This is a genomic window from Arthrobacter ulcerisalmonis (assembly GCF_900609065.1).
Taxonomy (GTDB): Bacteria; Actinomycetota; Actinomycetes; order Actinomycetales; family Micrococcaceae; genus Arthrobacter; species Arthrobacter ulcerisalmonis.
Genome location: NZ_UXAU01000011.1, coordinates 39,407 through 64,889 on the forward strand (window position 1 = coordinate 39,407; position 25,483 = coordinate 64,889).

The window sequence follows — 25,483 nt, forward strand, 5'->3', positions numbered from 1 at the left end:
GCTGTTGTTAGCTAAGCCTTACCTAACAGCAGGGGTGCGATCGATGCAGGCCATTCTTTTCCCAACCGAGTTCAACACGGACTACCTTTATGGGTTGGCCAGCCATATCTGGATGGGCGACGGACTCTACCCCTCCGCCCACAATCGTCGCGATGCCTACGCCCTGCCGACTTACGACATCAACGGGCAATGGTTCTACCCATCGCGCTACAACACCTTCCTCTCACCCCAACTCCCGGTCTATGTCCTGGACGACGGTTTCCTGATGTCTACCGGGCACGGGATCGAAGAGCCAGGACTGCCGATTTTCGAGGTGCGCTGCATGTGCCTGCCTCAACTCGAAAACTGACGACGGCGGAGCCCACCTCCCCCGCTAGACTCCAGTAAAGCCCCAGCACCTCGATCCGAAGGACGCTCTCCCGTGCCCACCCACTCGTCGGCGTGGCCGAGTCATGCCAGCTGAAACCTACCGTGATGCCTGGGGCGTTCCGCACCTCACGGCAGACTCAGCTGATGAGCTCGCGTTCCTGCAGGGGCACAATGCGGCCACTGACCGTTCGTGGCAGATCGAGATGGAGCGCTGGCGATCAGAGGGTCGCACCGCCGAGCACCTCGGCCCCGAGGGGCTGCTCTGGGATCGGTTTGCCCGCCAAGCCCGGATGGACGACACAGCCCGGCGCTGCTTCGAGTCATTGGATGCCACGTCCCAGCGCTGGATCACGTCATACGTTGATGGCGTCAATCACGCACTTGAGCAGGGGCAACGTGACGCGCCCGAATTCCGGGACAGCCACACCGCGCCAGAACGGTGGCATCCGTGGAGTCCGCTGGGCGTCTTCCTGGTACACCACATCCTGTTCAGCACCTTCCCCAACAAGCTCTGGCGCCAGCACGTCGCTGATGCCCTCGGCGCTGACGCTGTGGCCGTCTTCAGCATCGAAGCCCCCGTCTGGTCGGGCAGCAACGCCTGGGCGGTCTGCGGAGAGCTGACCGAATCCGGTTTGCCCCTGATCGCCGGCGACCCGCACCGGCTGATGGAATTGCCCGGCGTCTACCAGCAGGTGCGGCTGGCCTGCCCCGAGTTCGACGTGGTGGGGCTCGCCTTCCCCGGCGTCCCCGGCCTCCCCCACTTTGGCCACACCCGGTCTGCGGCCTGGGCCATCACCAACGCCATGGCCGATTACCAGGACCTTTTTCAGGAGCGATTCCGGACCGACGGCGGCAGTCTCCAGGCTTTGGGCCCGGAGGGCTGGGAGCCGGTCCTCGCCCACACGGAGACTATTCTGGTCCGCGCCGGGGAAGCGGAGACGGTGCAGATCGTGGAAACCAGCCGTGGGCCAGTCATTACAGACACGCACGACGACGGCGGCCTGAGTCTGCGGATGCCGTCACGGGTTCTGGGGTCGCTGGGTTTCGAGGCCCTCCTGCCGCTGTTGCGGAGCCGAACCGCGGCAGATGTTGAACGTGCGGTGGACCGCTGGGTTGAGCCCGTGAATTGCGTGTTGACCGCAGATACCTCGGGCGATCTGCGGCAGCTCGTGGCGGGCAAGGTGCCCCTCCGGCATCCCAAAAACCGGATCCGTCCAGTTCCCGCCTGGGTTCCGGAGCACCAGTGGACGGGGAGCTGGGTGGACCTGCCGCACGGATCCGTTGACGGCCTGGCGGTGAACGCCAACGACCGCGAGTCAGCCGGCGGTGATCTGACCGGGCTGGAGTTTGCGCCCCCGCACCGGGCACGCCGGATCCGCGAGCTGTTGCTGGCGGCGCAGGACGCTCCGTCCGCGAGCGCACCAGCCGCCGCTCCCACCAAGCTGAACGCCACCCACATGCAGCACATCCATATGGACAGCCACCTGGGTTCCTGGCCTGCGCTCCGTGCAGTCATGGTGCAGCTCGGGGCGGCGGAGCTGCCGTTGTCTGGACCAGCCCACGAACTTCGGCAGCAACTGTTGGCCTGGGACGGCCGAATGGACGCTCACAGTCAGTCGGCCGCCCTCTTGGCCGCCTGGCGCTCTGCCCTGGTCTTGGCGTTGGCTCAGTCCCCGCAGCTCGCTCCGTTGGCCCAGCCCCACGGGCATTCGCCGCTATTTGCACCCTGGCTCAACCCCGCCTCGCGAGTGGGCTTCGCCCTCGAAACGATCCTGCTCAAGGGCGCGCAGCTGGGCCTCAATGTCCCTGCCGCGGCCCGCCAGGCCTTGGAGGAGGTGGCAGCCGCTCCGCTAGCAGGCCCGTGGGGTGCGACGCACACACTGTTTCCCTTGCACTCACTAGCTGACTACCCGGCGAGCGGCGCAGTACCACCGAGCGTCCCGGTCACAGGATTGTCAGGGGATACCAGCAGCGTGTTGTCCACCGAAAGCCTGCCCGGGCTCACCGACGGTTCGTTCCGCGGTCCCGTGGCGCGCTACGTCTGGGACCTCGCGGACCGGGCTGCGAGCCGCTGGATCGTACCCTTCGGCGCCGCCGGGAACCCTCATGACCAGCAATTTCTCAGCCAACTGCCCCTGTGGGCTGCTGGCGACCTGATCCCTGTCATCGATGACTGGGACCAACTCACCAAGGAGGAACATGACCCGCAGTGACTCAGCACTCCAGGCCAGCACCCGCACATCCAGCTATCAGCAAGACCTGCCAGGGCTGGGGCAGTTACGTCTGGTCCGCATCGCCCCCGATGACGACGCACCGCTGCTGCATTCGTGGGTTAGCGAGGAACGTGCCAGGTACTGGGGCATGGGGTCTTTGGGCGAGGAGGAAGTCCGGGAGATCTACCAGTTCCTCGACGGCCTGGTGACGCACCACGGCTACCTCATCCTGGTGGCAGATCAGCCGGCCGGGATCTTCCAAACGTACGAGCCCGAACATGACCCCGTGGGCGAGGCCTATCCGGTCCACGCGGGCGACGCCGGCATTCACCTTTTGTTGGCACCCGCAGCGCAGCCGGTTCCTGGCTTTACTGCGGCCGTCTTGAGCGCACTGCTCGCCTTTGTTTTCGCGGATTCGACGGTGCGCCGCGTGGTTGCCGAACCGGACGCGCGCAACAGCAAGGCGGTAGCGCGGTTCCTCAGTTTCGGGTTCGAACCCGATGCCCGGGTTCAGCTGGCTGAAAAAGAAGCCCAGCTGGTCTTCCTCACGCGCCAGGTGTTTGAGGCGCAGGAGGAGGACCAGCCGGGCTGGGCCAGAGCTGGCAGGGTGGGCCAGTCTGGTTAGATCGAATGCCTTGCCGGAGGGCGAATGCCCACCGGCAAGGCATGTTCGCTTTAGAGCGTGGCGGTGTCGATCACGAAGCGGTAGCGGACGTCCGAGGCGAGGACGCGCTCGTACGCTTCGTTGATCTTGTCGGCGGAGATGACCTCAACCTCTGCGCCGATCTTGTGCGCGGCGCAGAAGTCCAGCATTTCCTGCGTCTCGCGGATGCCACCGATCATGGATCCGGCGAAGGAGCGGCGGCCACCGATCAGGGCGAAGGCGTTGACCGGGAGGGGTTCAGCCGGGGCACCCACGTTGACCAGCGCGCCGTCGAGCGCCAACAGCTGCAGGTAGGCGCTGATGTCGATCGAGGCGCTGACCGTGTTGATGATCAGGTTGAACGAGCCGGCGAGGCGCTCGAACGTTTCCGGCTCGCTGGTGGCGTAGTAGTGCTGGGCGCCGAGGCGGAGCCCGTCTTCCTGCTTCTTGAGCGACTGCGAGAGGACAGTAACTTCTGCGCCCATGGCGGCTGCAATCTTGACGGCCATGTGGCCGAGCCCGCCGAGGCCCACCACGGCAACCTTCTTGCCTTCACCGGCGCCCCAGTGGTTCAGCGGCGAGAAAGTGGTGATGCCGGCGCACAGCAGCGGCGCGGCAACGTCAAGGTCGATGCCCTCGGGGATGCGAACCACGAAGTCCTTGTCGACCACAACGTGGGTGGAGTAGCCGCCCTGGGTGATGGTGCCGTCGCGGTCAACGGCGCCGTAGGTGCCAATGTTGCCCTTGAGGCAGTACTGCTCTTCGCCGGCCAGGCAGTTGACGCATTCGCGGCAGGAGTTGACCATGCAGCCGACGCCGACGCGGTCGCCCACGGCGTGGTTGGTGACATCCGAGCCAACCTCGGTGACGATGCCGGCGATTTCGTGGCCGGGAACCAGCGGGTACTGCTGCGGTCCCCAGTCGCCCTTCACCGTATGGATGTCGGAGTGGCAGATGCCGGCGAACTTGATGTCGATCAGGACATCGTTGGCGCCAACTTCGCGGCGTTCAATGGTGGTTGCCACGAGGTCATCGGTGGCGGAGGGGGAGGCAAATGCTTTGACGGTAGTCATGATTCTCCTGTGGGGATGGGGATGAAAATTTGTGGAGGTCGCGTGTGGAGGGGCATCGGGGGGTGCCACCATCGCCTCGGTTGACGGGCCAGCCTGTGAGCGGGCCGTCCTTGAAACTCTACAGTTTCTCCGGGCACCGCCTGGCAGCCAGTGATCCGGGCCTATTTCCATCCAACCCCTTTCCGCAGTTTTTAGCGAGGTGCTGTTGAAAGAGGTATAGCCAGTACCCCCTCTACCGTCAGGGAGTGCCGGGGTCTCCTACGGCAGGGCCAGCCTGCCGGGCTCGTGTGTCCGGTTCACTGCGGGCGCAGGCGGCTGCGGCTTATAGACCCAGGCCACCAGCACCACCGAAATGATCATCAGCAGGAACCACGAGACGAGCTTCTCGAGTCCCACCGGTTCCCAGCCGTCCACCTGGCTGGGGTACAGCCACGCGCCGGACCAGGTAGCGATATTCTCCGCAATCCAGATGAACAGCGCTACCAGCAGGAACGACACCACCAGGGGCATCCTGAATCGGCGCCGAAACACCCGGAAGTGCATCACGCAGCGGCCGTAGATCACCACGACGGCGGCCAGCAGCACCCAGCGCAGGTCCCACATGAAGTGGTGCGTGAAGAAGTTGGCATAGATAGCCAGCGCCAGGACAGCGGTAATCCAACGGCGGGGATAGCGGGCGAAACGCAGGTCAAAGAGCCTGAAGACACGCACCATGTAAGAGCCGACCGCGGCGTACATGAACCCACTGAACAGCGGCACGGCCCCAATGCGGAGCACACCCTCAGCCTCGTACTGCCACGATCCCATGTCCGTCTTGAAGAGTTCCATCACCGTCCCCACGATGTGGAAAAGGATGATGACCCTGAGTTCGCGCAGGGATTCCAGCCGGAACGCCACCATCAGGACCTGAATCACGACGGCGGCCACCGTCAGGAAGTCGTTACGGGCCAGGGCTGCACCCTCCGGGTACCAGAGCCGGGCCGCAAAAAGCACCGCCAGCAGCGCAGCGCCGAAGATGCACGCCCAGCCCTGCTTCAGGCCAAAGACAACGAACTCGGTGAGCTTGGCGCGGGGGCGCCGGTCGCTAACTCCGTCTGCCTGCACCGACCCCAGGAATCGGTGCGCCAGGGCATCGATCCGATGCTCCACGGAGGTACCGCTACGCATCAGGCACTCCTCGGCCCGTAGCGGGACCCACCCCACCAGACCCCGATCCAGCGCCAGTGTCGATGCTGGCCAGGCAGTAGTCCTTGAACCAGTGCCGGAGCAGTCGGGGCAACCGCGGGTAGGTCACTGCCAGCACACGCATCGTGCGGCGGAAACGTCGTTCGCTGCCCTTACTCCAGGCCAAACCAAAGTCTTGCCGAAGCTGGTCCGGCAGAAAGCCTGCCGTCAGGAAGCGGGCGGGCGGCATGAGCGCCCGGTACCAGAGGGGCCCGCCGCTCGGACGCAGAAGAGCCGTCGCCACCCGGACTGCCGTAGCGTCGGCACGAAGGGTGGCTACCTGACCCTCCCAGTAGGTAGCGAAGGCCGCACGGTCGGCTGGCCAGAGATGCGACGGCACCTGGAGGGCTGTGCCGAGTCTCGCATAGTCGCGGTACATCGCGTCGGCGGCCTCGGCGTCGGGGGTTCCATATATCTCGGTGAGGACAGTGGCTGCCGTGTCGTAGAGGGTGGCAGCGACCCAAAGCTGCGCGTCGGCGTCGTACGCGTTGTACCCGGCGGACGCTTCGGTGGCGGCGCGGCGGACGGGAGCGTGCGCCTTGTTGACCCGGCGCCGGACCTCCTGGATCTGGTCCTCCGTCCCGAAGGACACGGCATAGACATACGTCAGCGTGCCCATCAGCCGGTCCAACGGCCGGTCGGTGAAGTTGCTGTGCTCGGCCACGCCATGACCTACTGCGGGGTTGGCGATCTGCAGCAGAATGGCCCGCCCGGCGCCGGCCAGAAGGATGCCTTCGGCGCCCAGTTGGGCCATGTCCTGCTTCATTCCATCAGGCTACCGGAGGGCTTCGAGGCGGGCGTCAGACTGCGGGTGGAGCTGCCGCGGCCCGCACCAAGACCCAGGGTTGAGCCGGAGATTCGAGGTTACGTAGCCCAGTCAGAGTCGCCGTAGGCGCGGCCGCGGAAGTGCGCCCGCAGGTATTCGCCCACCACGGCGGCCCCCAGCTCTCCTGCTTCGGGCGCCACCACGCGGCCGTCGATTCGCCGTGCCATCCGTTGCACAAACCGCTCCAGGCCGGGATCGTCGCCCAGCCGGAAAAAGGTGGCCTGCGCCCCCACTTTGCCCACGTGATCGAGTTCGCGCACCGTGGCTCGGAGGGTCTCCGGGTGCGGCGGCCAGGAGAACATCGACTCACCGTCCGGCAGCAGGTGGGCGGTGGGTTCGCCGTCTGTCACCACCAGAAGGACCGGCTCCATCCCCGAGTGCTTGCGGAAGAACCGGCCTGCCAGCAGCAGCCCATGGTGCAGGTTGGTGCCTTGCTCACGGACGGCGGGCAGTGCGGTGAGCTCGTCGATGTCCATGGTCTGGGCGTGGCGGCCAAACGTGATCACCTGCAGCCGATCACCACGGAATCTGGTGGAAACCAGGTGATGCAGCGCCAGCGCGGTGCGCTTCATGGGCACCCACCGGCCCTCTGCAGCCATTGAAAAGGAGACGTCCACCAGAAGTACGACGGCGGCTTGGGTCTGCGCCTCGGTTTCCGTCACCTCGATGTCCTCGACGCTCAGCCGCAGGCCACTGCGGGGATCGTCGCCGTTCGCGATGGTCCGGCTGATCGCGTTGGTGATGGTGCGGGTGACGTCCCACGGTGCGGCATCGCCGAACTCCCACGGCCTGCTGGACCCGGTCAGCTCCCCCGATGCCCCGGCGGCTCGGGTCTCGCGGCGGCCCGGTCTGCCTGATAGTTGTTTGGCGGCATCCCGCAGCAACGATTTACCCAACCTGCGCATGGCCTGCGGCGACAACCGCAGATCCCCATCTGCTCCGCGGCGGAGGTAACCGCCGTCGTGCATGGCCTTTTCGATCTCCGCCAGCGTCCTGGCGGTGACGGCACTGTCTTGGCCCAGCTGGCGGGCCAACGCGTCAAGGTCAAGATCGTCCATGTGCGAACCGTCGTAATCCTGGCCGAGCTGGTCCGCAAGTTCGTCGAGTTCGGCCAAGTCCTGGAGCACACCGGTCCCATCGCCCAGCCCCATCCCCTCCTGGCCTTCGAAGCGTTCTGAGCCGTTCCAGTCCTCGCCCGGCCGCAGTGCCTGCAGCGTCTCGTCGAGCTGACCCAACTGAGCCATCAGATCCGCCGACCCGAACGCATTCGCGGAGAGCCTCATCAGTTCCTCGCGCTGCTCTGCAGACATCGATTGCATCAGCCGTTGGGCGGCAGCAGCGCGTTTGGCGAGGGCACCCACCAGCTCTTCGACGCTCTGTGGGTTTTCCGGAAAGTGTTCGCCGTGCTTGGCCATGAAGTCCTGGAAATCCTGGTCCGTGTCGGTGCCGTTGCGGTGCTTTTCCAGCAGCTCGTTGAGGTCGCGCAGCATCTCGCTGATCGCCGCACGGTCCTCATCAGTGGCGCCTTCCAAGGCCTGCTTCATGCCGGCGAAGCGCTGGTCCAGGACTTCGCGGCCCAACAGGTCCTTGATCTGCTCGTATTTTTCCTTGGCCGTGCTGGATTGCCAGTCGTAGCTAGCCAGTTCATTGACGGCTGCCGCCGTGGACTTGGGCAGGTTCTGGATCTGCATTTCGCGGAACGCGCGCTCGTCGTTGTCCATCATGGCGTCGCGGGCCAGCTGTTTTCGCTCCTCCAGCACCGCCTCGTCCAGCAGTTTCTTCACGTCGTTGAGGGTGCCGTCCAAGTTGTGGCGGCCCAGCAGGTCCTTGCGGCGCTGCTGGATTCGGCCGGCCAGATCGTCCAAGCCGTCCATCTTCCGGCCGCCGCGGCGCAGGAATTCCTGCAGGGCTTGTCGCGGTGAATAACCTGCCATGACGTCCTCGGCGACGGCGTCGAGCGCCTCCGCCAGGTCCACCGGCGGCGCCAGCGGGTCCGGCCCGCCATCGTAGCGGCCGTACTTGGACCGACTGTGAAGGCCCATGGCGTTCCTGTTCCTAGCCGTAGATGGTGGATTCGTCGTCGGACTCCTTGGAGATCCGGCGTCCGAGGTACAGGCCTTCGAGGGCAAGTTCGACGGCGGCGGCCCGCTGGCCGTCGTTGTCCGCACCGAGGCGCTGGCCAATGTCGTCGTAGAGGCCCGATCCGTTGAGCGAGGGCAGGTTGGCCAGGAATTCCTTGGCCGTGACCAGTTCGCCGGTGGTCACCGTTGACTGACCGTCCAGCGCGGCTACCAGTGGGGTCATGTCGAGGCCTTGGAAGTGCTCGCGGACGGCCTCGGCGGTGGCCATCCGCAGCAGGTGGTCCAGGACGTCCTGCTCGCGGCCTTCTTCGCCGGACTCGAATTCGATTTTGCCGGAGAGGACTTCGACGGCGGCATCCAGGTCAATGATCCGGGCCACCGCCTCGTCTTCGCCCCGCACGCTGGCGCGGCGCAGTGCCGCGGCGGCGACGGTTTCGGCTCCGGCGATGGCGAACCGGGCCGAGACGCCGGAGGTCTGGTTGATGGCAGGGGAGTTGCGGAGCGCGCGGGTATAGCGGGCCAGGATTTCCAGGATGACAGGCGGAACGTCCGCCACCAGATCGCCTTCCTGCTCGATGACTGCGACTTCGTCTTCGAGTTCTAGGGGGTAATGCGTGCGGATTTCGGCACCGAAGCGGTCTTTGAGTGGGGTGATGATCCGGCCGCGGTTGGTGTAATCCTCTGGGTTGGCAGACGCCACCACCAGCACGTCCAGCGGGAGCCGGAGCACGTAGCCTCGGATCTGGATGTCGCGTTCTTCCATGACGTTGAGCATGGAGACCTGGATCCGTTCGGCCAGGTCAGGGAGTTCGTTGATGGCCACGATGCCGCGGTTTGCTCGTGGAATGAGGCCGTAGTGGATGGTTTCAGGATCACCGAGCCGCCTGCCTTCGGCCACCCGCATGGGGTCCACGTCGCCGATCAGGTCAGCCACTGAGGTGTCTGGGGTGGCGAGTTTTTCCACATAGCGCTCGGACCGGTGGCGCCAGGTGATGGCCAGATGGTCTCCTTGTGCCAAGACCTGCGCACGGGAGGAGTCGGTGATGGGTTCGTAAGGATGTTCGTTCAGTTCAGAGTCCGCAATGACGGGCGACCATTCGTCCAGGAGGCCGGCCAGGGTGCGGAGGAGCCGCGTCTTGCCCTGGCCACGCTCACCCAGCAGCACGATGTCGTGCCCCGCAATCAGGGCACGTTCCAGTTGGGGGATGACGGTCCGGGTGAACCCGAACATGCCGGGCCACGGATCGCGGCCTGCAGCCAAGGCTGAAAGGAGGTTGTCGCGGAGTTCACGGCGCAGGTCTTTGAGGACGTGGCCGGAGGCGCGCAGTTCACCAACGGTAAGAATCTCGGGGCGTTCAGTCACATTTCCACCGTAGACCCGATCTGCGGCGTGGTGGGGTGATCCGCAATATTCGTGCACGCGGGAGGTAATTGCCGTCTTGGCGGGGCTACGCTGGTGCTGATGACTGCAGGTCAGCACGCCCGGGGACCGGCAGGATCGTCAGCGCCCGCGATCCGCCAGATGGCTCCGTCCCAGGACATTGAGTATTTGATGGTCCAGTCAGAACAAGTCTGACCGTCCCTGCCATCCTCCGCGTCCTGCTCCGTGCGCAGCACAGCAGCCACCGTCAATTCGTCCCCGGAACCGGTGACGGCATTGATGGTCAGGGCACGCCAGAATGAGGTCTTCAGCCCCGCTTTCCACGTCGCCAGCCCTTGCATCTGCGACTGCATCTCCGGAGTCAGCACAGCAAACGCCGCCTCGTATGCCGCCCTGTTGATCCCCTGGCCGTGCCGCAGCAGGCTCTGGATGACGCCGGAAGCCTGGGGGTGGTTCGACCTGTTGGTCGTGATGATGTTGCTGCTGGTGGTTTCGGCCTGGTTGCTGCAGGTGTTGGACGGAACCGGGGTGCTGCGTTTTTTCCAGTCCTCGGCGGAGACGGCCGCGGTCGGCGCCTGCACGGCATAGCCCACGCCCTCCGCGCCATAATCGTCGACGGTGCGAGTGCCTATCACCCAGGCCCGTTTTGCACTCACCACGCCTACTACGGTGCCGTCCATACGCACCAGCGGGCCACCGCTGTTGCCCGGGTTGATGGCCGTGTCGGTCTGCAACAGGTCCCTTCGCGTGCCGAAAGCACTGTCCATTTCCTGGTTCAGGGCGCTGACCCGGCCCGACGTGAAGGTCAACCCGCTATCTAGCGGAAACCCCAGTGCAGCCACTTCAACGCCCTGCGAAGGAAGCGCCGCGGCAAAGTCGAACCGATGGCCAACGAGGGCTATCGGGGTCTTCAGCAGTGCCAGGTCCTGCTCGTCATTGATGCCCAAGACCCGGGCAGACGTGTACTGTCCATTGACCGAAACGTTGATGGCCACCTCGTCCTTGGCAACATGAGCGGCCGTCATGATGAGGTCCTCCCCCACGAGGAACCCCGTACCGGTGGCACCACCTTCGCACAGGGTCACCGCGAGTTTGGCCACACCCGAGTTCACCAGCAGGAACGTCTCCGCCCAGTCTTTCGGCTTGGTCCCTCCGGTGGTTGTTGGCGATACCGCTGGGGTCGCCGACGGGGTCAACACCGTTGTAGCGGCAGCCGTGGGAGTCCCCGACTCTGGGGTGGTCACCGGCGCGCCTTGGGGAAGTGCCGGAGACTGCGCGCAAGCGGTGGCCAATAACAACACCAAGAGGGAGGGGGCAAACCGCAGGTCTGGCTTGGGGGCTGTGCACTTCATGGTCATCCTCTTCCATGGTCAGTTGCGCCCAGGCCCCAGCTCAAGTGCAGTACGGTCACGCTAGCCAAAGACCAGGATCACCACAAGGGCAACACGCATCTCAAGCCGGCCCATCCGGCCGTCGATGATCCAGTCCCAGAAAGGGGTTAGCCAGGGTCCAACTGTGCTGCGGACCTGGCCGGGAAAATTGTTGGCGCGGACATGGGTCCACGGTCCGTCGGCGCTACGCTGGTGGTGATGACTGCAGCAGACCAGCCGGCTCCGCCGGCATCCACGCCCGTGCCCACTCCGCCGTCGAACACCTTGGTGCTGTTGGTGCGCCATGGCGAGACGCCCACCACTGGGATGGTGCTGCCGGGACGAGCGCCGAACCTGCACCTGTCCGAGCGGGGTCAGGGCCAGGCCCAGCGGGTGGCTGAACGGCTGGCAGGACTCTCCATCAGCGCGATTTACTCCTCACCATTGGAGCGGGCGTGCGAGACGGCGGAGCCTACGTCGGCCAGCACCGGCTTGCCCATCACCCGCGAACCGGGCCTGTTGGAGTGCGACTTCGGCGACTGGACCGGGGCGAAAATCTCCGAGCTTGCGGCCCTGCCTGAATGGCGCACGGTGCAGAACAGCCCGTCCACGTTCCGGTTCCCCAACGGTGAGAGCTTCACGGAGATGCAGGACAGGATGGTCGGGGCTGTGACGGACCTTAGTGCTGCGCATCCCGGTGGTGTGGTGGTCTGCTTTTCCCATGCGGACACCATCAAGGCGGCGGTGGCGCATGCGTTGGGGACTCAGTTGGACTTGTTTCAGCGGATCATGATCAGCCCCGGCTCGGTTTCTGCCATCTCCTTCGTTGACGGGAAAGCGTCGTCGGTGTTGATGGTGAACTCCTACTCGGAGCCTCTGAGCGGGTTGAGGCCACAGTGACGTGGGGCTTGGTGGCTGCGCAGGGCTTTGCCAGCCATGACTGAGCGCGAACTGACGCTGTTGACCGAAGGTGACGTGGAACTGGTGGGGCAGATTGTCCGCAGCAGCAATGAAACATTCCTGGTGAAACTGACTCTCGGCGACGACACTGCCCAGGCCGTCTACAAACCGCTGGCTGGCGAGCGTCCGCTGTCCGATTTCCCGCCTGGCCTGCATAAGCGTGAGCGTGCCGCCTATGTTTTGAGCGAGTCGCTGGGCTGGGGCATGGTGCCGCCCACGGTCATCAGGGAAGACGCACCGCTGGGCGAAGGGTCGCTCCAGTGGTTTATCGATTGTGACTTCCGCGAGCATTACTTCACCTTGGCCGCTGAAGACACGTCCACGCACGCGGACATGGCGCGGATGGCTTTGTTCGACTACATCGCCAACAACACTGACCGTAAGAGCGGCCATGTGCTGCGCGGTGCGGATGGGCGGATCTGGGGAATCGACCACGGGTTGTGCTTTTCTGCCATCTTCAAGTTGCGGACGGTGATCTGGGACTTCGCCGGCGAGGCCATTCCCGAAGACCTGCTGTCAGACATCGCCCCACTCGCGGACAAGGTGCCAGCAGACCTGGCCGAACTGTTGGACGACGATGAGTGTGCTGCCCTCAAGCGGCGGGTCAGCCGGATCATGCAGGACGGCACCCTCCCCGTGGACCTCACCGGCATGCGCTACCCCTGGCCGCTGGTCTAAACAGCGCCCCCTGAGCTCCCGATTTGGCGAGCCGACGGCGGCACCGGACATCCCGCCGTCGTGATATCCAGCCGGTGAAGCCGGTGCGCTTTCAGCACCGCACCAGAACACCGGTGCGACCTGGGTCACATTGATGCCTATGATCAGGTATCGCCGCTCTAGTGGGCGGTTGCGAAACATTTACCAGGGGGACAAATGGAGTTTGCAGAAAAGCTGTCCGCGTTGGCCGCAAAGGTGCGCCAGCAGCGGGACATTATTCAAACCGAGGAAGCCACGAAAAACGCCTTCGTGATGCCGTTCATTTCCACGATCCTCGGCTATGACGTGTTCAACCCATTGGAGGTGGTGCCGGAGTTCATCGCCGATGTTGGCTTGAAGAAGGGCGAAAAGATCGACTACGCCATCGTCAAAGATGGCGAAATCCAGATCCTCATTGAGTGCAAGAAATCGACGGAACCGGTGAAGATCGAGCATGCATCGCAGCTGTTCAGGTACTTCGCCGTGACCAACGCGCGGATCGCGATTCTGACCAATGGCGAGGTCTATCAGTTCTTTACAGACCTGGATGCGCCGAACCGGATGGACGCGAAACCGTTCCTGGTCCTCGACCTCACCGACATTGACAGTTCGCTGATTCCGGAGTTGCAGAAATTGTCGAAAGAGGTCTTTGACCTGGACTCGATCATCAGCGCGGCGGGCGAATTGAAGTACATCGGGGAACTCAAGCGGACGTTGGCGGCGCAGTTCAAGGAGCCCGAGGACGAATGGGTCAAGTTCCTGACGGGCAGGGTTTACACGGGCCCGTTCACCCAGAAGGTGCGTGAGCAGTTCACGGCGTTGGTGACGAAGGCTTCGAAGCAGTACCTCAATGATCAGGTGAACGATCGGCTGAAGAAGGCGCTTGGCGCTCCGGGGTTCCAGCAGGTTGATGAGAGCGCCCAGGCGGCAAGCGTGACCAGCGCACCCGTGGCGGAGGCGGACCTGGTGGAGGCTGATGGGCTGGAAACGACGCTCGAGGAAATCGAGGGCTACCAAATTGTCCGGGCCATCGTGTGCAGCGAAGTGAAGCCGGCCCGGGTGGTTCAGCGCGACGCGAAGTCCTACTTTGCCGTGCTGTTGGACGACAACAACCGCAAACCGATCGCGCGGCTCCATTTCAACCGGACACAGAAGTACATCGGACTTTTCGACGAGCACAAGGAAGAAACCAGGGTGCCCATCAGCTCTCTCGAGGAGATCTACGAGCACACCGAGGCACTCCGGGCCAGCGTTAAGGCCTATCTGTGAGCGGGGTACCCTGACCTTCTAGTTCGGCGAGCGGACGGCGGCGCGGGACATCCCGCCGTCGTCCGCCCGCCCCGGGAACAAAGCCGACCGCCCCAGCCGTTGGACTACACACCGGCGCTGCTCTGGCGGCCGGCAGCAACGGAAGGTGCGCAACGTGGCCAAGGCATTGTGGAACGGAAAAGTCATCGCGGAGTCCTCAGACACGGTGATGGTTGAAGGAAATCACTACTTCCCCAGGTCAGCGGTCAACGCGGACTATCTGCGCGACAGCAGCATGACCACCGGGTGCCCGTGGAAAGGGCAGGCGAGCTATCACACGCTGGAGGTTGACGGGAAGCAGAACCCCGACGCCGCATGGTTCTATCCCGAGCCGAAGGAAGCCGCCAAGGAAATCAAGGATCGGATCGCGTTCTGGCGTGGCGTAACCATCGAGGACTGAGTCAGGATTCGGAGCGGCTGCGACGCTTGCCGAGGCGGTACCCCGCCCAGAACGCTAGGACCAGGAGTCCCGCCACGGCAACGGCCCAGCCAATCTGCTGGCCCTGGCTCACCATGGTCACGCCGTTGCCTATGAACCGTTCGTTGCTGAGCGGCGCGTACGAAAACCAACCAAAGGTGGCTGGCGAGTTCACCACCACGATGCACCCAACCAGCACCCCAATAACTCCAACCAACGGTACGACGGCGGCCGCGAGTTGATTCCGACGTGGCCTGGCGTTGCCCTCAAGTATGTTGTTCTCCCCCATGGTGCGAGTCTAACGGCAGCCGCGGCAGGCACCCGCCCGCGCGCAACGCTAGGCTGAGCGGATGTTGACCATCGGCAGTATTGTCCTCGGCGTCCAGGATGTAGCCCGCGCCAGCGCCTTCTGGCATGACGCCATCGGCTATGTTCCCCGCGAGCCAGGAGACGACACCTGGGTCATTCTGGTGCCAGCTTCTGGACCGGGAGCCCAGCTGGCGCTCATGGTCAGCGAGTCGCCGGTCCAGGACCATCCGCGCACGCATTTGGACCTCTACGCCGACGATCAGCAGGCCGAGATTGAGCGGCTGATTGCCCTGGGCGCCCAGCCAGTCGAGTGGGACATGTATCCCGAGAATCCTGGCTTTGTGGTGCTCGCAGACCCGGACGGAAACCGGTTCTGTGTGATTGACAAGGGCAACGAAGCTGGCTGACCCTGACGTGCGGATCGATCGGGACAATCCGCAGCGCGACGACGTCCAACAACTTCTCCGCGAACACCTCGACGAAATGTTCGCTACCTCCCCGCCGGAAAGCGTCCACGCGCTGGATGCCTCCGCACTTGCGGGACCGGGCATCACGTTCTGGACTGCCCGCACTAATGAGGACTCGCCTGGATCTGGCGCCCCGCTGGGACGCGGAACACTGCCAGAACCCGGAACACTGCTGGGATGCGGCGCGCTGAAGCGCCTGGACTCACCAAAAACAGCCGAGCTCAAATCCATGCGCACCGCGACGGCGGCCAGGGGCCGCGGCGTTGCTACCTTGATGCTCCTGCACATCGTGGACTGTGCCCGCGCCGAGCAGCTGGAGCGCATTTATCTTGAGACCGGAAGCGACGACTACTTCGCTCCGGCGCGGCGCCTCTACGCCCGGCACGGCTTCACCGAATGCCAGCCGTTCGCGAATTACACCCTGGATCCGAGCAGCGTGTTCATGGTGCTCGAGCTGTAGGAACACCACTGCAGGAAAGTTTTACCTCACCGAAACGCAGAACCCTATCCGCAAACAAAATTGCAGAGTACATTGGATGCAATTGCACTTGCAGAGTGATCTGCGTTACAGGATGGGTATGCCGTGAACACCAACGCTGTCGAAGCGAACGTCGACGCAGACGATTCCGTCGCCTCCACCAGCCACTCCCCCGGCTGGCTTGGCGACGCACTCCCCGATGTGACCCTCACTAAATCCCAGAGTCGCGTGGTGGAGGTCATCACCCGCAACCCACAACTGTCGTCCTACGCGGATATTGCTGAGATTGCCCAGCGCGCCGATGTCAACAACTCCACGGTGGTTCGAACCGCCCAGCACCTGGGCTACCGGGGCTGGCCCGATCTGCAGCGCGAACTGCGCTCCCGCTACCTGGTGATGATCTCCACCGAAGACACCCTGACCGAGCACGGCGAGCACCACAGCCCCCTTCGCGAAGCCCTCACGCACGACATCGAAAACCTTCGCCTCACGCTGGAATCCAACACCACGGACGACGCCGAGGCAGCCATTGCCGCCCTGGCGGCTGCCAAGTCAATCACCGTCGTCGGGATTGGTTCGTTTGCCTCGCCCGCAGGCGTTATGGCCCACCTGGGTTCCACCATGGGCTACCCCATCGCGTTGGAAAACCGGGCCGGCGTCCACCTGGCCTCCACCACCAACAGCCTGGGTGAGGGGGACGTCATGGTGGTCATCAACATGTGGCGCTCCGTCCGGCACATCATTGTGGCCGCCGAAGCCGCCAAGGCCGCAGGCGCCACCATCATCGCCATCAGCGACCTGCGCCGCGGCCGGCTGGCAACCGCCGCCGACCACCTCCTGGTGGTCGCGTCCGAGGGACTCTCCTTCTTCCAGTCCGTGACGGCAGCCACCTCCTTGGTCTACGGGTTGCTCGCCGGCATGGAGGCAGCCCACCCAGAACGCAGCCGGGCAACCATCCGACGCACCCAGCAGCTCTGGAAAGACCTGGACGTCTACCTCGACTGACCATCGGCTGAATCCACACCAGCCCCTCTGACCCATCATCCCGGCACACTCAGGAGCACCCGAGACATGAACGAGCCACAAAACAACCAAATTGCCGTCATTGGCCTTGGCGCCATGGGCGGAGCGATGGCCGCCACCCTGCACCGGTGCGGCTGGGACGTGACGGGCTTCGACCCCTCCGACGCCGCCAGGACAGCAGCAGCGGAAACCGGCATCAGCGTGACCGACAGTCTGGCCAACCTTGCCGGCATTCCCTACGCAGTCCTCTCCCTGCCCGCAGCCAGCATTGTCGAAATCACCGTGCCGCACCTGCTTGCCAGCCCCGGCACCATCGCCATCATCGACACCACCACCTCCGAGCCAGCCACGAGCCAACGAATGGCAGAGCTTGCCGAGGCCCACGGCGCCGCCTTCATAGACGCGCCCGTCTCAGGGGGCCGCGATGGTGCAGCCACCGGGAAACTCAGTGCTTTCGTCGGGGCGAGCGACGCCGCCCTGACCGCCGCTGAACCCGTCCTGCTCGCTCTCACGGGCGGGAACTTTAGCCATATCGGCGGCCCCGGCAGTGGCAATGTGGTGAAACTCCTGAATAACGTCCTCGCAGCCGCCAACCTCGCCTCCGTGGGGGAAGCCCTGGCCGTCGCGAAAGCCTACGGAATCGAACCGGGTACTGCGGCCGCAAGCATCAGCGGGGCCTCCGGCGGCAGCAAAGTGTCGGCGGCCATGTACCCCACCTGGATCCTGAACGGCAGCCACGATTCCGGCTTCTCCATGGGCCTTATGGCTCGTGACGCAGCCCTGGCCGTGGCCATTGCCGGCCAGGTCGGCGAGAAGCCAGCGCTTTTGGCTGCCGTGGCCCAACAGTGGCAGGACGCCTTCGCTGTCCTGGGCCCACGCGCAGACTTCACCGAAATTGCCCGCACCGTAGCCCCTGCGATCACGCCGGCGGGCGCACCCAGCTCCACTCCTGCGACTGAAGGATCAACGCCTTGAGCATCACCACCGCACCAACATCCTCGTCCGCGGCCACCGCCGGGACGGTCCTGGACGCTGCCTTCCCATCCGGACTCGGCGCCTTCATTGATGGCCGCGTCGCCACGGGTAGCGGCGAATCCATCACCCTCACCGCGGCAGCCACTGGCGAGGCCTTTGCCAGCTACGCCGATCCCGGTGCTGAGGGCGCAGATGCGATCCTTGCCAGTTCTACTGCTGGCGCTGCCGTCTGGGGCGCCCTGAACGGGTTCGAAAGGGCGGCGATCCTGCGCAACGTCAGCCGCGCCGTCGAACGCCACGCGGAAGAACTGGCCATCCTCGAATCCGCTACCACGGGCAAACCCATCCGGGACGCCCGCGCCGAGGCGGCCAAGGTGGCTGAAATGTTCGGCTACTACTCCGGCTGGGCGGACAAGCTCACGGGGCAGACCATCCCCGTGCCCGGCAACTGGCACACCTACACGGAGCGCGTGCCGTGGGGAGTCGTTGTAGCCATCACACCGTGGAACGCCCCCCTCTTCACCGCCGGCTGGAACTCCGCGGCACCACTCGCAGCCGGCAACGCCGTCATCATCAAACCCAGCGAATTCACCCCGGCTTCCTCGGTCCGGCTAGCCCAGATCGCGCACGAAGCAGGCCTGCCGGCGGGCGTCTTCAACGTCGCTGCCGGGCTGGGACAGACGGTGGGCGCGGCCCTCACCACTGATCCGCGCGTCGGGAAAATCAGCTTCATCGGCTCCGTTCCCACTGGCCGCCGGGTTGCCGTTGCGGCGGCGGGGGCCGGAATTCCGGCGTTGCTGGAGCTCGGCGGCAAAAGCGCCAACATCGTCTTCGCTGACGCCGATCTTGAGCGGGCAGCGGAAGGTGCCATCTCGGCGATTTTCTCGGGCGCCGGGCAGTCGTGCGTGGCAGGATCGCGGCTGCTGGTCCAGCGCAGCGTGCACGCGGAATTCGTGGAAATGGTCGCCGCAAAAGCCGCCCTGCTGCGGGTGGGCGATCCCCTGAGCGCGGATACCGAGGTGGGCCCCATCATCACGGCGCAGCAATTCTCGATAGTCACCGATCTGATCACTGCCGGAATGGACGACGGCGGCAGGCGGCTGACCGGGGCCACGTTGCCGGCGTCGTTGACCGGCTCAGCCCTGAGCGGCGGTCATTGGGTGATGCCCACCCTGCTGGACGGTGTGACCCCCGCCAACCGGCTCGAAACCACAGAGGTATTCGGCCCAGTGGTGGGCGCCGATGCGTTCGATACCGAGGCCGAGGCCATCGCCCGAGCCAACAACACCTCCTTCGGCCTGGCTGGTGCGGTGTGGACGTCGGACGTGTCAAGGGCTCATCATGTGGCCCGCGAGGTGAAGGCCGGAACCTTCTGGATCAACGCTTACAAGACCATCCACGTGGCAGTCCCGTTTGGCGGCTTCGGCGATTCCGGCCATGGCCGCTCCTCTGGCCCCGGCGTCCTGGACGAATACACCCAGGCCAAGGCCATCTGGGTACCTACCCGTGCGGCAGGTTCCCCCTTCCCTTCGCTGTCCTACTAGGAGAATCATGGAAACCCCAGACATCACCGCAGCGGCCGGTGGGCTCCGCACTTTGCTGGCAGCCGGCGTCGAACGCTGGAAACCACAGGTGGAAGAGATGGCCAGGAACATCCACGGCTACCAGGAGGTCTCCTTCGCGGAGGTCCGCTCTGCTGAAGCAATCGCGGCCCTGCTGGAAAGCGGTGGCTTCGAGGTGGAGCGCGGCACCAGCGAACTGCCCACAGCCTTTTCGGCGAGCACCGGGACGGGCAGCCTCACCGTGGCCCTGTGCGTCGAATACGATGCGCTGCCGGGAATCGGGCATGCCTGCGGACACAACCTGATCGCCGGCGCATCGGTGGCAGCAGCCTTGGCCCTCGCACCCTTCGTTGACGACCTGGGTATCACCCTCAAGGCCATCGGAACCCCCGCGGAGGAGCACGGCGGCGGCAAGGCGCTCATGCTTGAGCGGGGCGCGTTCGACGGCGTGGGGCTGGCCCTGATGGTCCATCCAGTTCAGGACGGGTTGACGTACAACCCAACGGGCACCAGCGCGCAGGCGGTGGGCAGGTACCGGGCAACATTCACCGGCAAGGCGGCACACGCAGCGGCGGCTCCACATCAGGGCGTCAATGCGGCGGACGCTGCAGTGCTCAGCCAGGTGGCCATTGGGCTGCTCCGTCAGCAGATTCCCGGCGATCACCGGATTGCGTGCTACGTGGCCGAGGCCGGCCAGGTTACCAACATCATCCCGGAAAAAGCAGTGGTGGAGTTTGAATGCAGGGCGTTCACCCTGCCCGAATTTGAGGCGCTGCTGGTCAGGGTTCGGCGTTGCTTCGAAGGCGCTGCACTAGCCACCGGGACCACGTTGGAGTTCCAGGACAGCGAGCCGCTCTACGAACCACTGCTGCAGGACGACGATCTCGCATCCTACTGGACCGACGCCATGGACGTCTTGGGCAAAGACACGTCGCCGGCCGCAGGGCTCAGCGGTGGGTCCACCGACATGGGCAACATTTCCCAGGTCATCCCCTCCTTGCACCCGTGGTTGAGCATTCCCGGAGCCGACGTGCCCATCCACTCGCACGCATTCGCCGCCTTGGCTGACACTCCTCAGGCCTACGAGGTGATGTTCGAGGGCGGGACCGCGCTGGCCTGGACCATTGCCGCAGCTACCTCCAGCCCCACCCAACGAGACCGTTTCACTCAAGCCGCCTACCGCCGTCGTACCCTCACCCAGGAGAGCGCATCATGAGCACTACCAAAACAGCCCGGCTCCAAACAGCCGGCCCCAAGTTGACGCTGCCCATCGCGGCGCTGGCCTTTGTGATCGCGCTGATTGTCCAGTTCATTGGGCAGGCGAAGATTGATGTGGGGATCGGTTCCATCATTATTTTCCCCATGGTGTGGGGGCTGATCCTCGGCCTGCTCATTTCTGTGCAGAAATTCAAGCCGCTGGGGCTGGATCTGCAGCGGGTTGCGACTGCGCTGGTAGGCGTGGCCGTGCTGCTGCTGGTTGCGCGGCTTGCGTTCAACATTGGCCCCAGCCTGCCGAGCCTGCTGAAGGCGGGTCCGGCGCTCCTGCTGCAGGAAGTGGGGCACCTTCTCGGCACCATTGTGCTGGCACTTCCGCTGGCTGTCCTGCTCCGGATGGGGAAGGCGACGGTGGGTGCGACGTTCTCGCTGGACCGTGAGCCGTCCTTCGCCATGGTGTCGGAGAAATACGGACCGAACTCGGACCAGTACCGCGGCGTCCTGGCCATGTACGTCTTTGGCACGCTTTTCGGCGCCGTGTTCATCACGCTTTTGACCTCGCTGGTGTCCAACTGGAAGATCTTCGATCCGCTGGCCCTGGCGATGGGCGCCGGAGTGGGATCCGGGTCGATGATGGCGGCCTCGGCGGCCAGTATCGTCGCCGCCTACCCCGCTGACCAGGAAGCGATCCTGGGCATGGCTGCTGTCTCCAACCTGATCACCACGGTGCTGGGCGTTTACGTCGGAATCTACCTCGCATTGCCCATGGCGGACCGGTTCTACAAGTTCCTGACCCGGAAACAGGAATCACGGCAGCTGGTAGCGTCCGGCGCGGCTGTTGCTCCCGAGCGTAGCGCAGCGGATGGTGAGCGTGATGCTGTGCAGGCCGAGGAAAACCGGCTCTTCCGCGAACAGGTTGCGGAGTCGTCAGCGCCGATCACGCTGCCCATGTGGCTCTCGCTGTCCGTGCTCACGGTGCTGGGTATTGGCACCGCGTCTGTCGCGGCGAAGGGGTTCAGCCTGTCGATTGTGTTGGGGTACGCGATCATGCTGGCGCTCGTCCTGTTGGGACTTGGGTTGGCGAAGGTCACACGGAAGATCTCGGCGATCGTGTTCATCACCACCATCGGTGCCTACATTTCCAGCCCGTGGTTCTTCGGCGCGGAGGCGCTCAACGGGGCTGTCAAGACTGTTGATTTCCTCTCCATTGCCACCGTGATGCTCACCCTGGCCGGCCTGTCCCTGGGGAAGGACATTCCCTTGTTGAAGAACATCGGTTGGAAGATCATTCCGGTGGGGCTGGTCGCCATTACGGCGTCCTTCCTGCTGTCCACGGTCATTGCCGAGTTCGCTTTGGGGCTCTGGCACTAGCCTTCCTGGCGCCACCCGCCAGCGCGGGGTCGCGTCCATCCTCTTGTGGAGGGACGCGGCCCCGCTTTCTTTGTTGGTTGTCGCGGTGAATTTGGTTGTCCGGGTCTGTCCACTTTGCCGCTCTGCCGGGGTACCCAGGCCGTGGGCGCGTCAGTAAAATGAGGCAGATGACGGAGCACGAACCGGCGCAGTCCGGGGCCGCGGAGTCTTCAGGCCTTGCCAATCCCGACGCCGTCGACACCTCTTTGCGCAGCGCAGCCCAACGGTCCCGGACCTTTACCGGGATCTTGGTCAATACCGCACTGGCCAATGTCACCACCAGCTATCTGTGGTTTGCGCTGACATTCTGGGTTTATTTGGAAACCCGCAACGTGATCTCCACGGGCGTGATCGGCGGCGCATACATGCTCCTCATTGCCGTCTCGAGCATCAGTTTTGGGACGTTCGTGGACCGGTACCGCAAACTGGCGATCATGCGCTTCGCTGCCGCCTTCACGTTGGTCATGTTTGTCCTGGCAGGCGTGATGTTCCTGCTGACCCCCGGCGATGCCCTCCTTGACCTGACGCAACCCTGGTTCTGGATCTTTGCCATCATCATCCTCACAGGCGCAGTGGTAGAAAACATGCGCAACGTTGCCTTGTCCACCACCGTCACCATCCTGATCGATGCGGATAAACGTGCCAACGCCAACGGCCTGGTGGGCATGGTCCAAGGACTCGCATTCATCGTAACGTCGGTACTCTCCGGGCTATCCGTGGGGCTGTTGGGCATGGGCTGGACGGTGCTGGTAGCAATCGTGCTCACGGCGATCGCCTTTGCCCACCTGCTGACGCTGCAGATGCCTGAGGAAGTGCAGGTAGCCGCCAGCGACGCGCACGGCGCGTTTGACCTGCGCGGTTCGATCGCGGCAGTCCTGGCCATAACAGGCCTGTTCGCACTGATCCTCTTCAGCACGTTCAATAACTTCATTGGCGGCGTCTACATGGCCCTCATGGACCCCTACGGGCTGGAGATGTTCCCGGTTGAGATCTGGGGTGCCGTCTTTGCCCTGTGCTCCACGGGATTCATCATCGGTGGCGCGTTGATCGGAAAATTTGGGCTGGGCAAGAACCCGCTGCGCACGCTGCTGCTTGCCGTTGCGGCCATGGGTGTTCTGGGCTCCATCTTCACCCTCCGCGAATGGCCATGGCTGTACATCGTTGGAATCTGGCTCTACCTGGTGCTGGTTCCTTTTGCGGAAGCCGCCGAGCAGACAGTCATCCAACAAGTGGTCCCGTTATCCCGCCAAGGCCGCGTGTTCGGTTTTGCCATGGCCATAGAGTCCGCCGCAGCACCGATCACGGCTTTCCTCATTGCGCCCGTTGCCGAATTCTGGATCATTCCCTGGGCACGATCCAGCGACGGCGCCGCCCAACTGGCGCCGCTGTTGGGCGAGGGCACATCCCGTGGGATAGCGCTGGTCTTTTTGGTGGCCGGCATCATCATGATTGTTGCCGCCCTCTTGGCATTCCTGACGCCCGTCTACCGCCGCGTTTCGGCCACCTATTCGACCACGACCACCGAAGCTGGCAGTGCAGCCCAGGCGGCGGACGAGGTAGCGGAGTCGTAGCCCTGTGGACGAGGGCCTGAGCTGCTATGGCGGGAGCCCCAATTCGCCACGATGCCAGTGATGGTGGGACGGGGCGCTACGGCGTTGAAGCGCAAACCCTTGAGCCCGTACCTGAAGGCCGAATTCTTGGTCATCCCGACGACGGCTGGGGATGTTCCGCGGTTGGGGGCACCGTTATTCGGTAGGAGTACAGTTCTGAGATATGACACTCATTTCAAGTACAGGCTTCGCCCATGTCCGCCTAACAGTCACTGACATCCGTCGATCCAAGGACTTCTACGACCGTCTTTTCGGATGGCAAGTGGCGGTGGACAGCTCCGAGCAGGCCGATGAACCGGGTGTGCGGCAATCGCCTGAAAAGTTCTTTGGAGGCGTGGTCTACCAGACGCCTCAGGGCACATTGTTTGGACTACGCCCGGTGGGTGCCGAGGTGTTCAACCCTGACGTCACGGGCTTGGATCATGTGAGCTTCGCAGTCGAATCCCGGGCCGCGCTTGAAAAGGCCGCCGCCGATTTAGACAACGCCGGGATCAAACACGGCGAGGTCATCGATCTGGCCGATGCTGGGATTGCAATTCTGTCGTTCCAAGACCCTGACAACATCAACATCGAATTGACCGCACCGCTGGGCTAACGCAGCTCCGTACCCGTCCTTGCCAACCCCATCGGCCCTAAACGCAGAGCATTTCGCGCTGGCCACCGATTGGGGTTTCGCTCAATGCTCACGGTCATAAGCCGAGGTGAGCAGTGAGGGCGATTTCTAGGGGGCTGAGGCGCTTGTTTGCCCGCGTCTTGGCCCGCTTGTCTGCTCGTTTGCTGGCTTGTTTCTGACTTTGGGATCCACTCTGCCGGGCCGAATCTGAAGACAGCCGCTCGACAGGCAGGGCATTGGCTGGCCGGTGCAGGTCTTTCAGTGAGGACAAAACCACTCGTCGCTGGGACTTGTCGTGCACGATCCAGGACACTGTCCCTGGAACCTGCCGATGTGCCGAAGCCCGCACCACCTCGGCCGCCGGATCCACCGGTTCCAGCGAGTTCAATTCCGGTAGCACGTTCGGTTCCTGTGCTCCTACGAACTCGGTGAGGACGTCTGGTGGGAGGTGGGTGGGTTCCCGTTCGGGTGGTTCTGCTGGGTAGTACCTCCCGCTCGGGGATGTCCATCCTGGTGAGGTGTCCTTCGTCGCCCCGGTGGGGGTCCACGTCGATTGGTGCTTCAGCCGGTGGTGCTTCGGGCAGACCTGTCCCAGATTACGGACCCCGGTCCCGCCGCCGTCAGCCCACGCGGTCAGGTGATCGTTCTCGTTATCCAGGCACTGATTACTGCACCCCGGGAAAGTACACCCACCATCACGTAACCGGATCCACCGCTTCAGTCCTTCCGATAACCGGTACCTCGTCCTGCCCAATTCCAACGGCACCCCATCGCGGGGATCGACCAACACCCTGTACAACGACTGCGCCCCATCAGCAACCAACCGCCGTGCCACCGATGCTGGCACCGGACCAAACCCATCGACCTCACCCGGTTCATCCGTGAGCCCCAACAACGAGAACACCGGCACCGTCACCAACACCTCAGCCCGCACCCCCGCGCCGAACCCCGCATCGGTGCCCAGGTGGTGACCTGGGCTGTTGAGGAGGAGCCCGGCCGCGACATCAGCCCGTAGCTGCGTCAACGTCCGGTCCTCATTGGGGCCTTGTAACCCCCGGGCCAGTGCCGTGGTCTTGTTCCACACCGCACACGCCGTGTCCCCCGGCAAGTACAACGACAGCCAGCCCATCCCGTCCCGATCAGGACAGAACTCCACCCTTCGATCCGCCACACCCTTCACATGCCGGGCCTCCAACGACTCCGGATGATGCCGCTCCCGCCACCCCCGCACCTTCCGACGGAACCGCGACACCACCACA

Annotated in this window: 24 protein-coding genes; 16 read left to right on the plus strand and 8 right to left on the minus strand. The window is 64.2% G+C overall.

The genetic code is table 11. The features are described 5' to 3' along the window. Positions 1–43 precede the first annotated feature (43 nt). From PSET11_RS03125 to PSET11_RS03135, 3 genes are all read left to right on the plus strand, one after another. Positions 44–349 (plus strand): hypothetical protein, encoded by a 306-nt coding sequence (locus tag PSET11_RS03125; protein ID WP_124090659.1) that lies wholly within the window; start codon positions 44–46, stop codon positions 347–349. Between the two features lie 103 nt (positions 350–452). After that, on the plus strand, positions 453–2,582 hold the full coding sequence (locus tag PSET11_RS03130) for a penicillin acylase family protein (protein WP_124090660.1): 2,130 nt from the start codon (positions 453–455) through the stop codon (positions 2,580–2,582). After that, positions 2,569–3,207 (plus strand): GNAT family N-acetyltransferase, encoded by a 639-nt coding sequence (locus tag PSET11_RS03135; protein ID WP_124090661.1) that lies wholly within the window; start codon positions 2,569–2,571, stop codon positions 3,205–3,207. Before PSET11_RS03130 ends, PSET11_RS03135 begins: the two co-directional genes overlap by 14 nt. A 50-nt stretch (positions 3,208–3,257) precedes the next feature. Here PSET11_RS03135 and PSET11_RS03140 read toward each other — a convergent pair whose 3' ends face one another. The 6 genes from PSET11_RS03140 to PSET11_RS03165 form a co-directional block, all read right to left on the minus strand. Next, entirely contained in the window at positions 3,258–4,298 is a 1,041-nt protein-coding gene (locus PSET11_RS03140; protein WP_124090662.1) for an NAD(P)-dependent alcohol dehydrogenase, read from the minus strand. A 258-nt stretch (positions 4,299–4,556) separates the two neighbouring features. Further along, positions 4,557–5,465, minus strand: coding sequence for a DUF817 domain-containing protein (locus PSET11_RS03145; protein WP_124090663.1), 909 nt, complete (start codon positions 5,463–5,465; stop codon positions 4,557–4,559). Further along, on the minus strand, positions 5,458–6,288 hold the full coding sequence (locus tag PSET11_RS03150) for an oxygenase MpaB family protein (protein WP_124090664.1): 831 nt from the start codon (positions 6,286–6,288) through the stop codon (positions 5,458–5,460). The genes PSET11_RS03145 and PSET11_RS03150 overlap by 8 nt, the downstream gene beginning before the upstream one ends. A 98-nt stretch (positions 6,289–6,386) precedes the next feature. Beyond that, positions 6,387–8,390: a vWA domain-containing protein gene (locus PSET11_RS03155; protein WP_124090665.1), complete on the minus strand. Its 2,004-nt coding sequence runs from the start codon at positions 8,388–8,390 to the stop codon at positions 6,387–6,389. A 13-nt stretch (positions 8,391–8,403) separates the two neighbouring features. Beyond that, positions 8,404–9,792 (minus strand): sigma 54-interacting transcriptional regulator, encoded by a 1,389-nt coding sequence (locus PSET11_RS03160; protein WP_124090666.1) that lies wholly within the window; start codon positions 9,790–9,792, stop codon positions 8,404–8,406. Positions 9,793–9,902: 110 nt separating this feature from the next. Further along, complete coding sequence (locus PSET11_RS03165; protein WP_160118958.1) at positions 9,903–11,162, minus strand: S1C family serine protease; 1,260 nt, start codon at positions 11,160–11,162, stop codon at positions 9,903–9,905. Positions 11,163–11,399: 237 nt separating this feature from the next. On the opposite strand from PSET11_RS03165, the gene PSET11_RS03170 reads away from it, so the two are divergent. From PSET11_RS03170 to PSET11_RS03185, 4 genes are all read left to right on the plus strand, one after another. Continuing rightward, complete coding sequence (locus tag PSET11_RS03170) at positions 11,400–12,080, plus strand: histidine phosphatase family protein (RefSeq protein WP_124090668.1); 681 nt, start codon at positions 11,400–11,402, stop codon at positions 12,078–12,080. 36 nt (positions 12,081–12,116) lie between these two features. Further along, the gene (locus PSET11_RS03175; RefSeq protein ID WP_124090669.1) at positions 12,117–12,818 is read left to right on the plus strand and encodes an SCO1664 family protein; all 702 of its coding nucleotides are present in this window, start codon (positions 12,117–12,119) and stop codon (positions 12,816–12,818) included. 195 nt (positions 12,819–13,013) lie between these two features. Continuing rightward, a complete protein-coding gene (locus PSET11_RS03180) occupies positions 13,014–14,105 on the plus strand; it encodes a type I restriction endonuclease (protein WP_124090670.1) in 1,092 nt (363 codons plus the stop codon). A 154-nt stretch (positions 14,106–14,259) separates the two neighbouring features. Next, a complete protein-coding gene (locus PSET11_RS03185; protein WP_124090671.1) occupies positions 14,260–14,544 on the plus strand; it encodes a DUF427 domain-containing protein in 285 nt (94 codons plus the stop codon). Position 14,545: 1 nt separating this feature from the next. Here the strand turns inward: PSET11_RS03185 and PSET11_RS03190 are convergent, their stop codons facing one another. Beyond that, on the minus strand, positions 14,546–14,851 hold the full coding sequence (locus PSET11_RS03190) for a hypothetical protein (protein WP_124090672.1): 306 nt from the start codon (positions 14,849–14,851) through the stop codon (positions 14,546–14,548). A gap of 61 nt (positions 14,852–14,912) precedes the next feature. Here PSET11_RS03190 and PSET11_RS03195 point away from each other — a divergent pair, with 61 nt between their 5' ends. The 9 genes from PSET11_RS03195 to PSET11_RS03240 all read left to right on the plus strand — a co-directional run bounded on the left by PSET11_RS03195 (position 14,913) and on the right by PSET11_RS03240 (position 24,206). Next, positions 14,913–15,278: a VOC family protein gene (locus PSET11_RS03195; protein WP_124090673.1), complete on the plus strand. Its 366-nt coding sequence runs from the start codon at positions 14,913–14,915 to the stop codon at positions 15,276–15,278. A 7-nt stretch (positions 15,279–15,285) separates the two neighbouring features. Beyond that, on the plus strand, positions 15,286–15,798 hold the full coding sequence (locus tag PSET11_RS03200; protein ID WP_124090687.1) for a GNAT family N-acetyltransferase: 513 nt from the start codon (positions 15,286–15,288) through the stop codon (positions 15,796–15,798). Between the two features lie 219 nt (positions 15,799–16,017). After that, positions 16,018–16,821, plus strand: coding sequence for a MurR/RpiR family transcriptional regulator (locus PSET11_RS03205; protein ID WP_377947744.1), 804 nt, complete (start codon positions 16,018–16,020; stop codon positions 16,819–16,821). Positions 16,822–16,887: 66 nt separating this feature from the next. Beyond that, positions 16,888–17,814, plus strand: a complete 927-nt coding sequence (locus PSET11_RS03210; RefSeq protein WP_124090675.1) for an NAD(P)-dependent oxidoreductase — start codon at positions 16,888–16,890, stop codon at positions 17,812–17,814. Then, on the plus strand, positions 17,811–19,358 hold the full coding sequence (locus PSET11_RS03215; RefSeq protein WP_124090676.1) for an aldehyde dehydrogenase family protein: 1,548 nt from the start codon (positions 17,811–17,813) through the stop codon (positions 19,356–19,358). Before PSET11_RS03210 ends, PSET11_RS03215 begins: the two co-directional genes overlap by 4 nt. A 7-nt stretch (positions 19,359–19,365) precedes the next feature. Further along, positions 19,366–20,592, plus strand: coding sequence for an amidohydrolase (locus PSET11_RS03220; protein ID WP_124090677.1), 1,227 nt, complete (start codon positions 19,366–19,368; stop codon positions 20,590–20,592). Continuing rightward, a complete protein-coding gene (locus PSET11_RS03225) occupies positions 20,589–21,962 on the plus strand; it encodes a DUF3100 domain-containing protein (RefSeq protein ID WP_124090678.1) in 1,374 nt (457 codons plus the stop codon). The genes PSET11_RS03220 and PSET11_RS03225 overlap by 4 nt, the downstream gene beginning before the upstream one ends. 167 nt (positions 21,963–22,129) lie before the next feature. Then, a complete protein-coding gene (locus PSET11_RS03230) occupies positions 22,130–23,572 on the plus strand; it encodes an MFS transporter (protein ID WP_124090679.1) in 1,443 nt (480 codons plus the stop codon). Positions 23,573–23,774: 202 nt separating this feature from the next. After that, a complete protein-coding gene (locus PSET11_RS03240; RefSeq protein ID WP_124090680.1) occupies positions 23,775–24,206 on the plus strand; it encodes a VOC family protein in 432 nt (143 codons plus the stop codon). Between the two features lie 94 nt (positions 24,207–24,300). Here the strand turns inward: PSET11_RS03240 and PSET11_RS03245 are convergent. Beyond that, positions 24,301–25,483, minus strand: a 1,183-nt coding sequence (locus PSET11_RS03245; protein ID WP_148088033.1) for an HNH endonuclease signature motif containing protein, incomplete at its 5' end; no start/stop codon positions are given.

What these genes read in the sequence shown, in the direction of transcription:
- PSET11_RS03170 (WP_124090668.1), top strand. Translation starts at nt 11,400, where the DNA reads ATGACTGCAGCAGACCAGCCGGCTCCGCCGGCATCCACGCCCGTGCCC.
- PSET11_RS03165 (WP_160118958.1), bottom strand. Translation starts at nt 11,162, where the DNA reads ATGAAGTGCACAGCCCCCAAGCCAGACCTGCGGTTTGCCCCCTCCCTC.
- PSET11_RS03150 (WP_124090664.1), bottom strand. Translation starts at nt 6,288, where the DNA reads ATGAAGCAGGACATGGCCCAACTGGGCGCCGAAGGCATCCTTCTGGCC.
- PSET11_RS03155 (WP_124090665.1), bottom strand. Translation starts at nt 8,390, where the DNA reads ATGGGCCTTCACAGTCGGTCCAAGTACGGCCGCTACGATGGCGGGCCG.
- PSET11_RS03220 (WP_124090677.1), top strand. Translation starts at nt 19,366, where the DNA reads ATGGAAACCCCAGACATCACCGCAGCGGCCGGTGGGCTCCGCACTTTG.
- PSET11_RS03140 (WP_124090662.1), bottom strand. Translation starts at nt 4,298, where the DNA reads ATGACTACCGTCAAAGCATTTGCCTCCCCCTCCGCCACCGATGACCTC.
- PSET11_RS03145 (WP_124090663.1), bottom strand. Translation starts at nt 5,465, where the DNA reads ATGCGTAGCGGTACCTCCGTGGAGCATCGGATCGATGCCCTGGCGCAC.
- PSET11_RS03230 (WP_124090679.1), top strand. Translation starts at nt 22,130, where the DNA reads ATGACGGAGCACGAACCGGCGCAGTCCGGGGCCGCGGAGTCTTCAGGC.
- PSET11_RS03125 (WP_124090659.1), top strand. Translation starts at nt 44, where the DNA reads ATGCAGGCCATTCTTTTCCCAACCGAGTTCAACACGGACTACCTTTAT.
- PSET11_RS03210 (WP_124090675.1), top strand. Translation starts at nt 16,888, where the DNA reads ATGAACGAGCCACAAAACAACCAAATTGCCGTCATTGGCCTTGGCGCC.
- PSET11_RS03190 (WP_124090672.1), bottom strand. Translation starts at nt 14,851, where the DNA reads ATGGGGGAGAACAACATACTTGAGGGCAACGCCAGGCCACGTCGGAAT.
- PSET11_RS03195 (WP_124090673.1), top strand. Translation starts at nt 14,913, where the DNA reads ATGTTGACCATCGGCAGTATTGTCCTCGGCGTCCAGGATGTAGCCCGC.
- PSET11_RS03180 (WP_124090670.1), top strand. Translation starts at nt 13,014, where the DNA reads ATGGAGTTTGCAGAAAAGCTGTCCGCGTTGGCCGCAAAGGTGCGCCAG.
- PSET11_RS03225 (WP_124090678.1), top strand. Translation starts at nt 20,589, where the DNA reads ATGAGCACTACCAAAACAGCCCGGCTCCAAACAGCCGGCCCCAAGTTG.
- PSET11_RS03135 (WP_124090661.1), top strand. Translation starts at nt 2,569, where the DNA reads ATGACCCGCAGTGACTCAGCACTCCAGGCCAGCACCCGCACATCCAGC.
- PSET11_RS03240 (WP_124090680.1), top strand. Translation starts at nt 23,775, where the DNA reads ATGACACTCATTTCAAGTACAGGCTTCGCCCATGTCCGCCTAACAGTC.
- PSET11_RS03130 (WP_124090660.1), top strand. Translation starts at nt 453, where the DNA reads ATGCCAGCTGAAACCTACCGTGATGCCTGGGGCGTTCCGCACCTCACG.
- PSET11_RS03175 (WP_124090669.1), top strand. Translation starts at nt 12,117, where the DNA reads ATGACTGAGCGCGAACTGACGCTGTTGACCGAAGGTGACGTGGAACTG.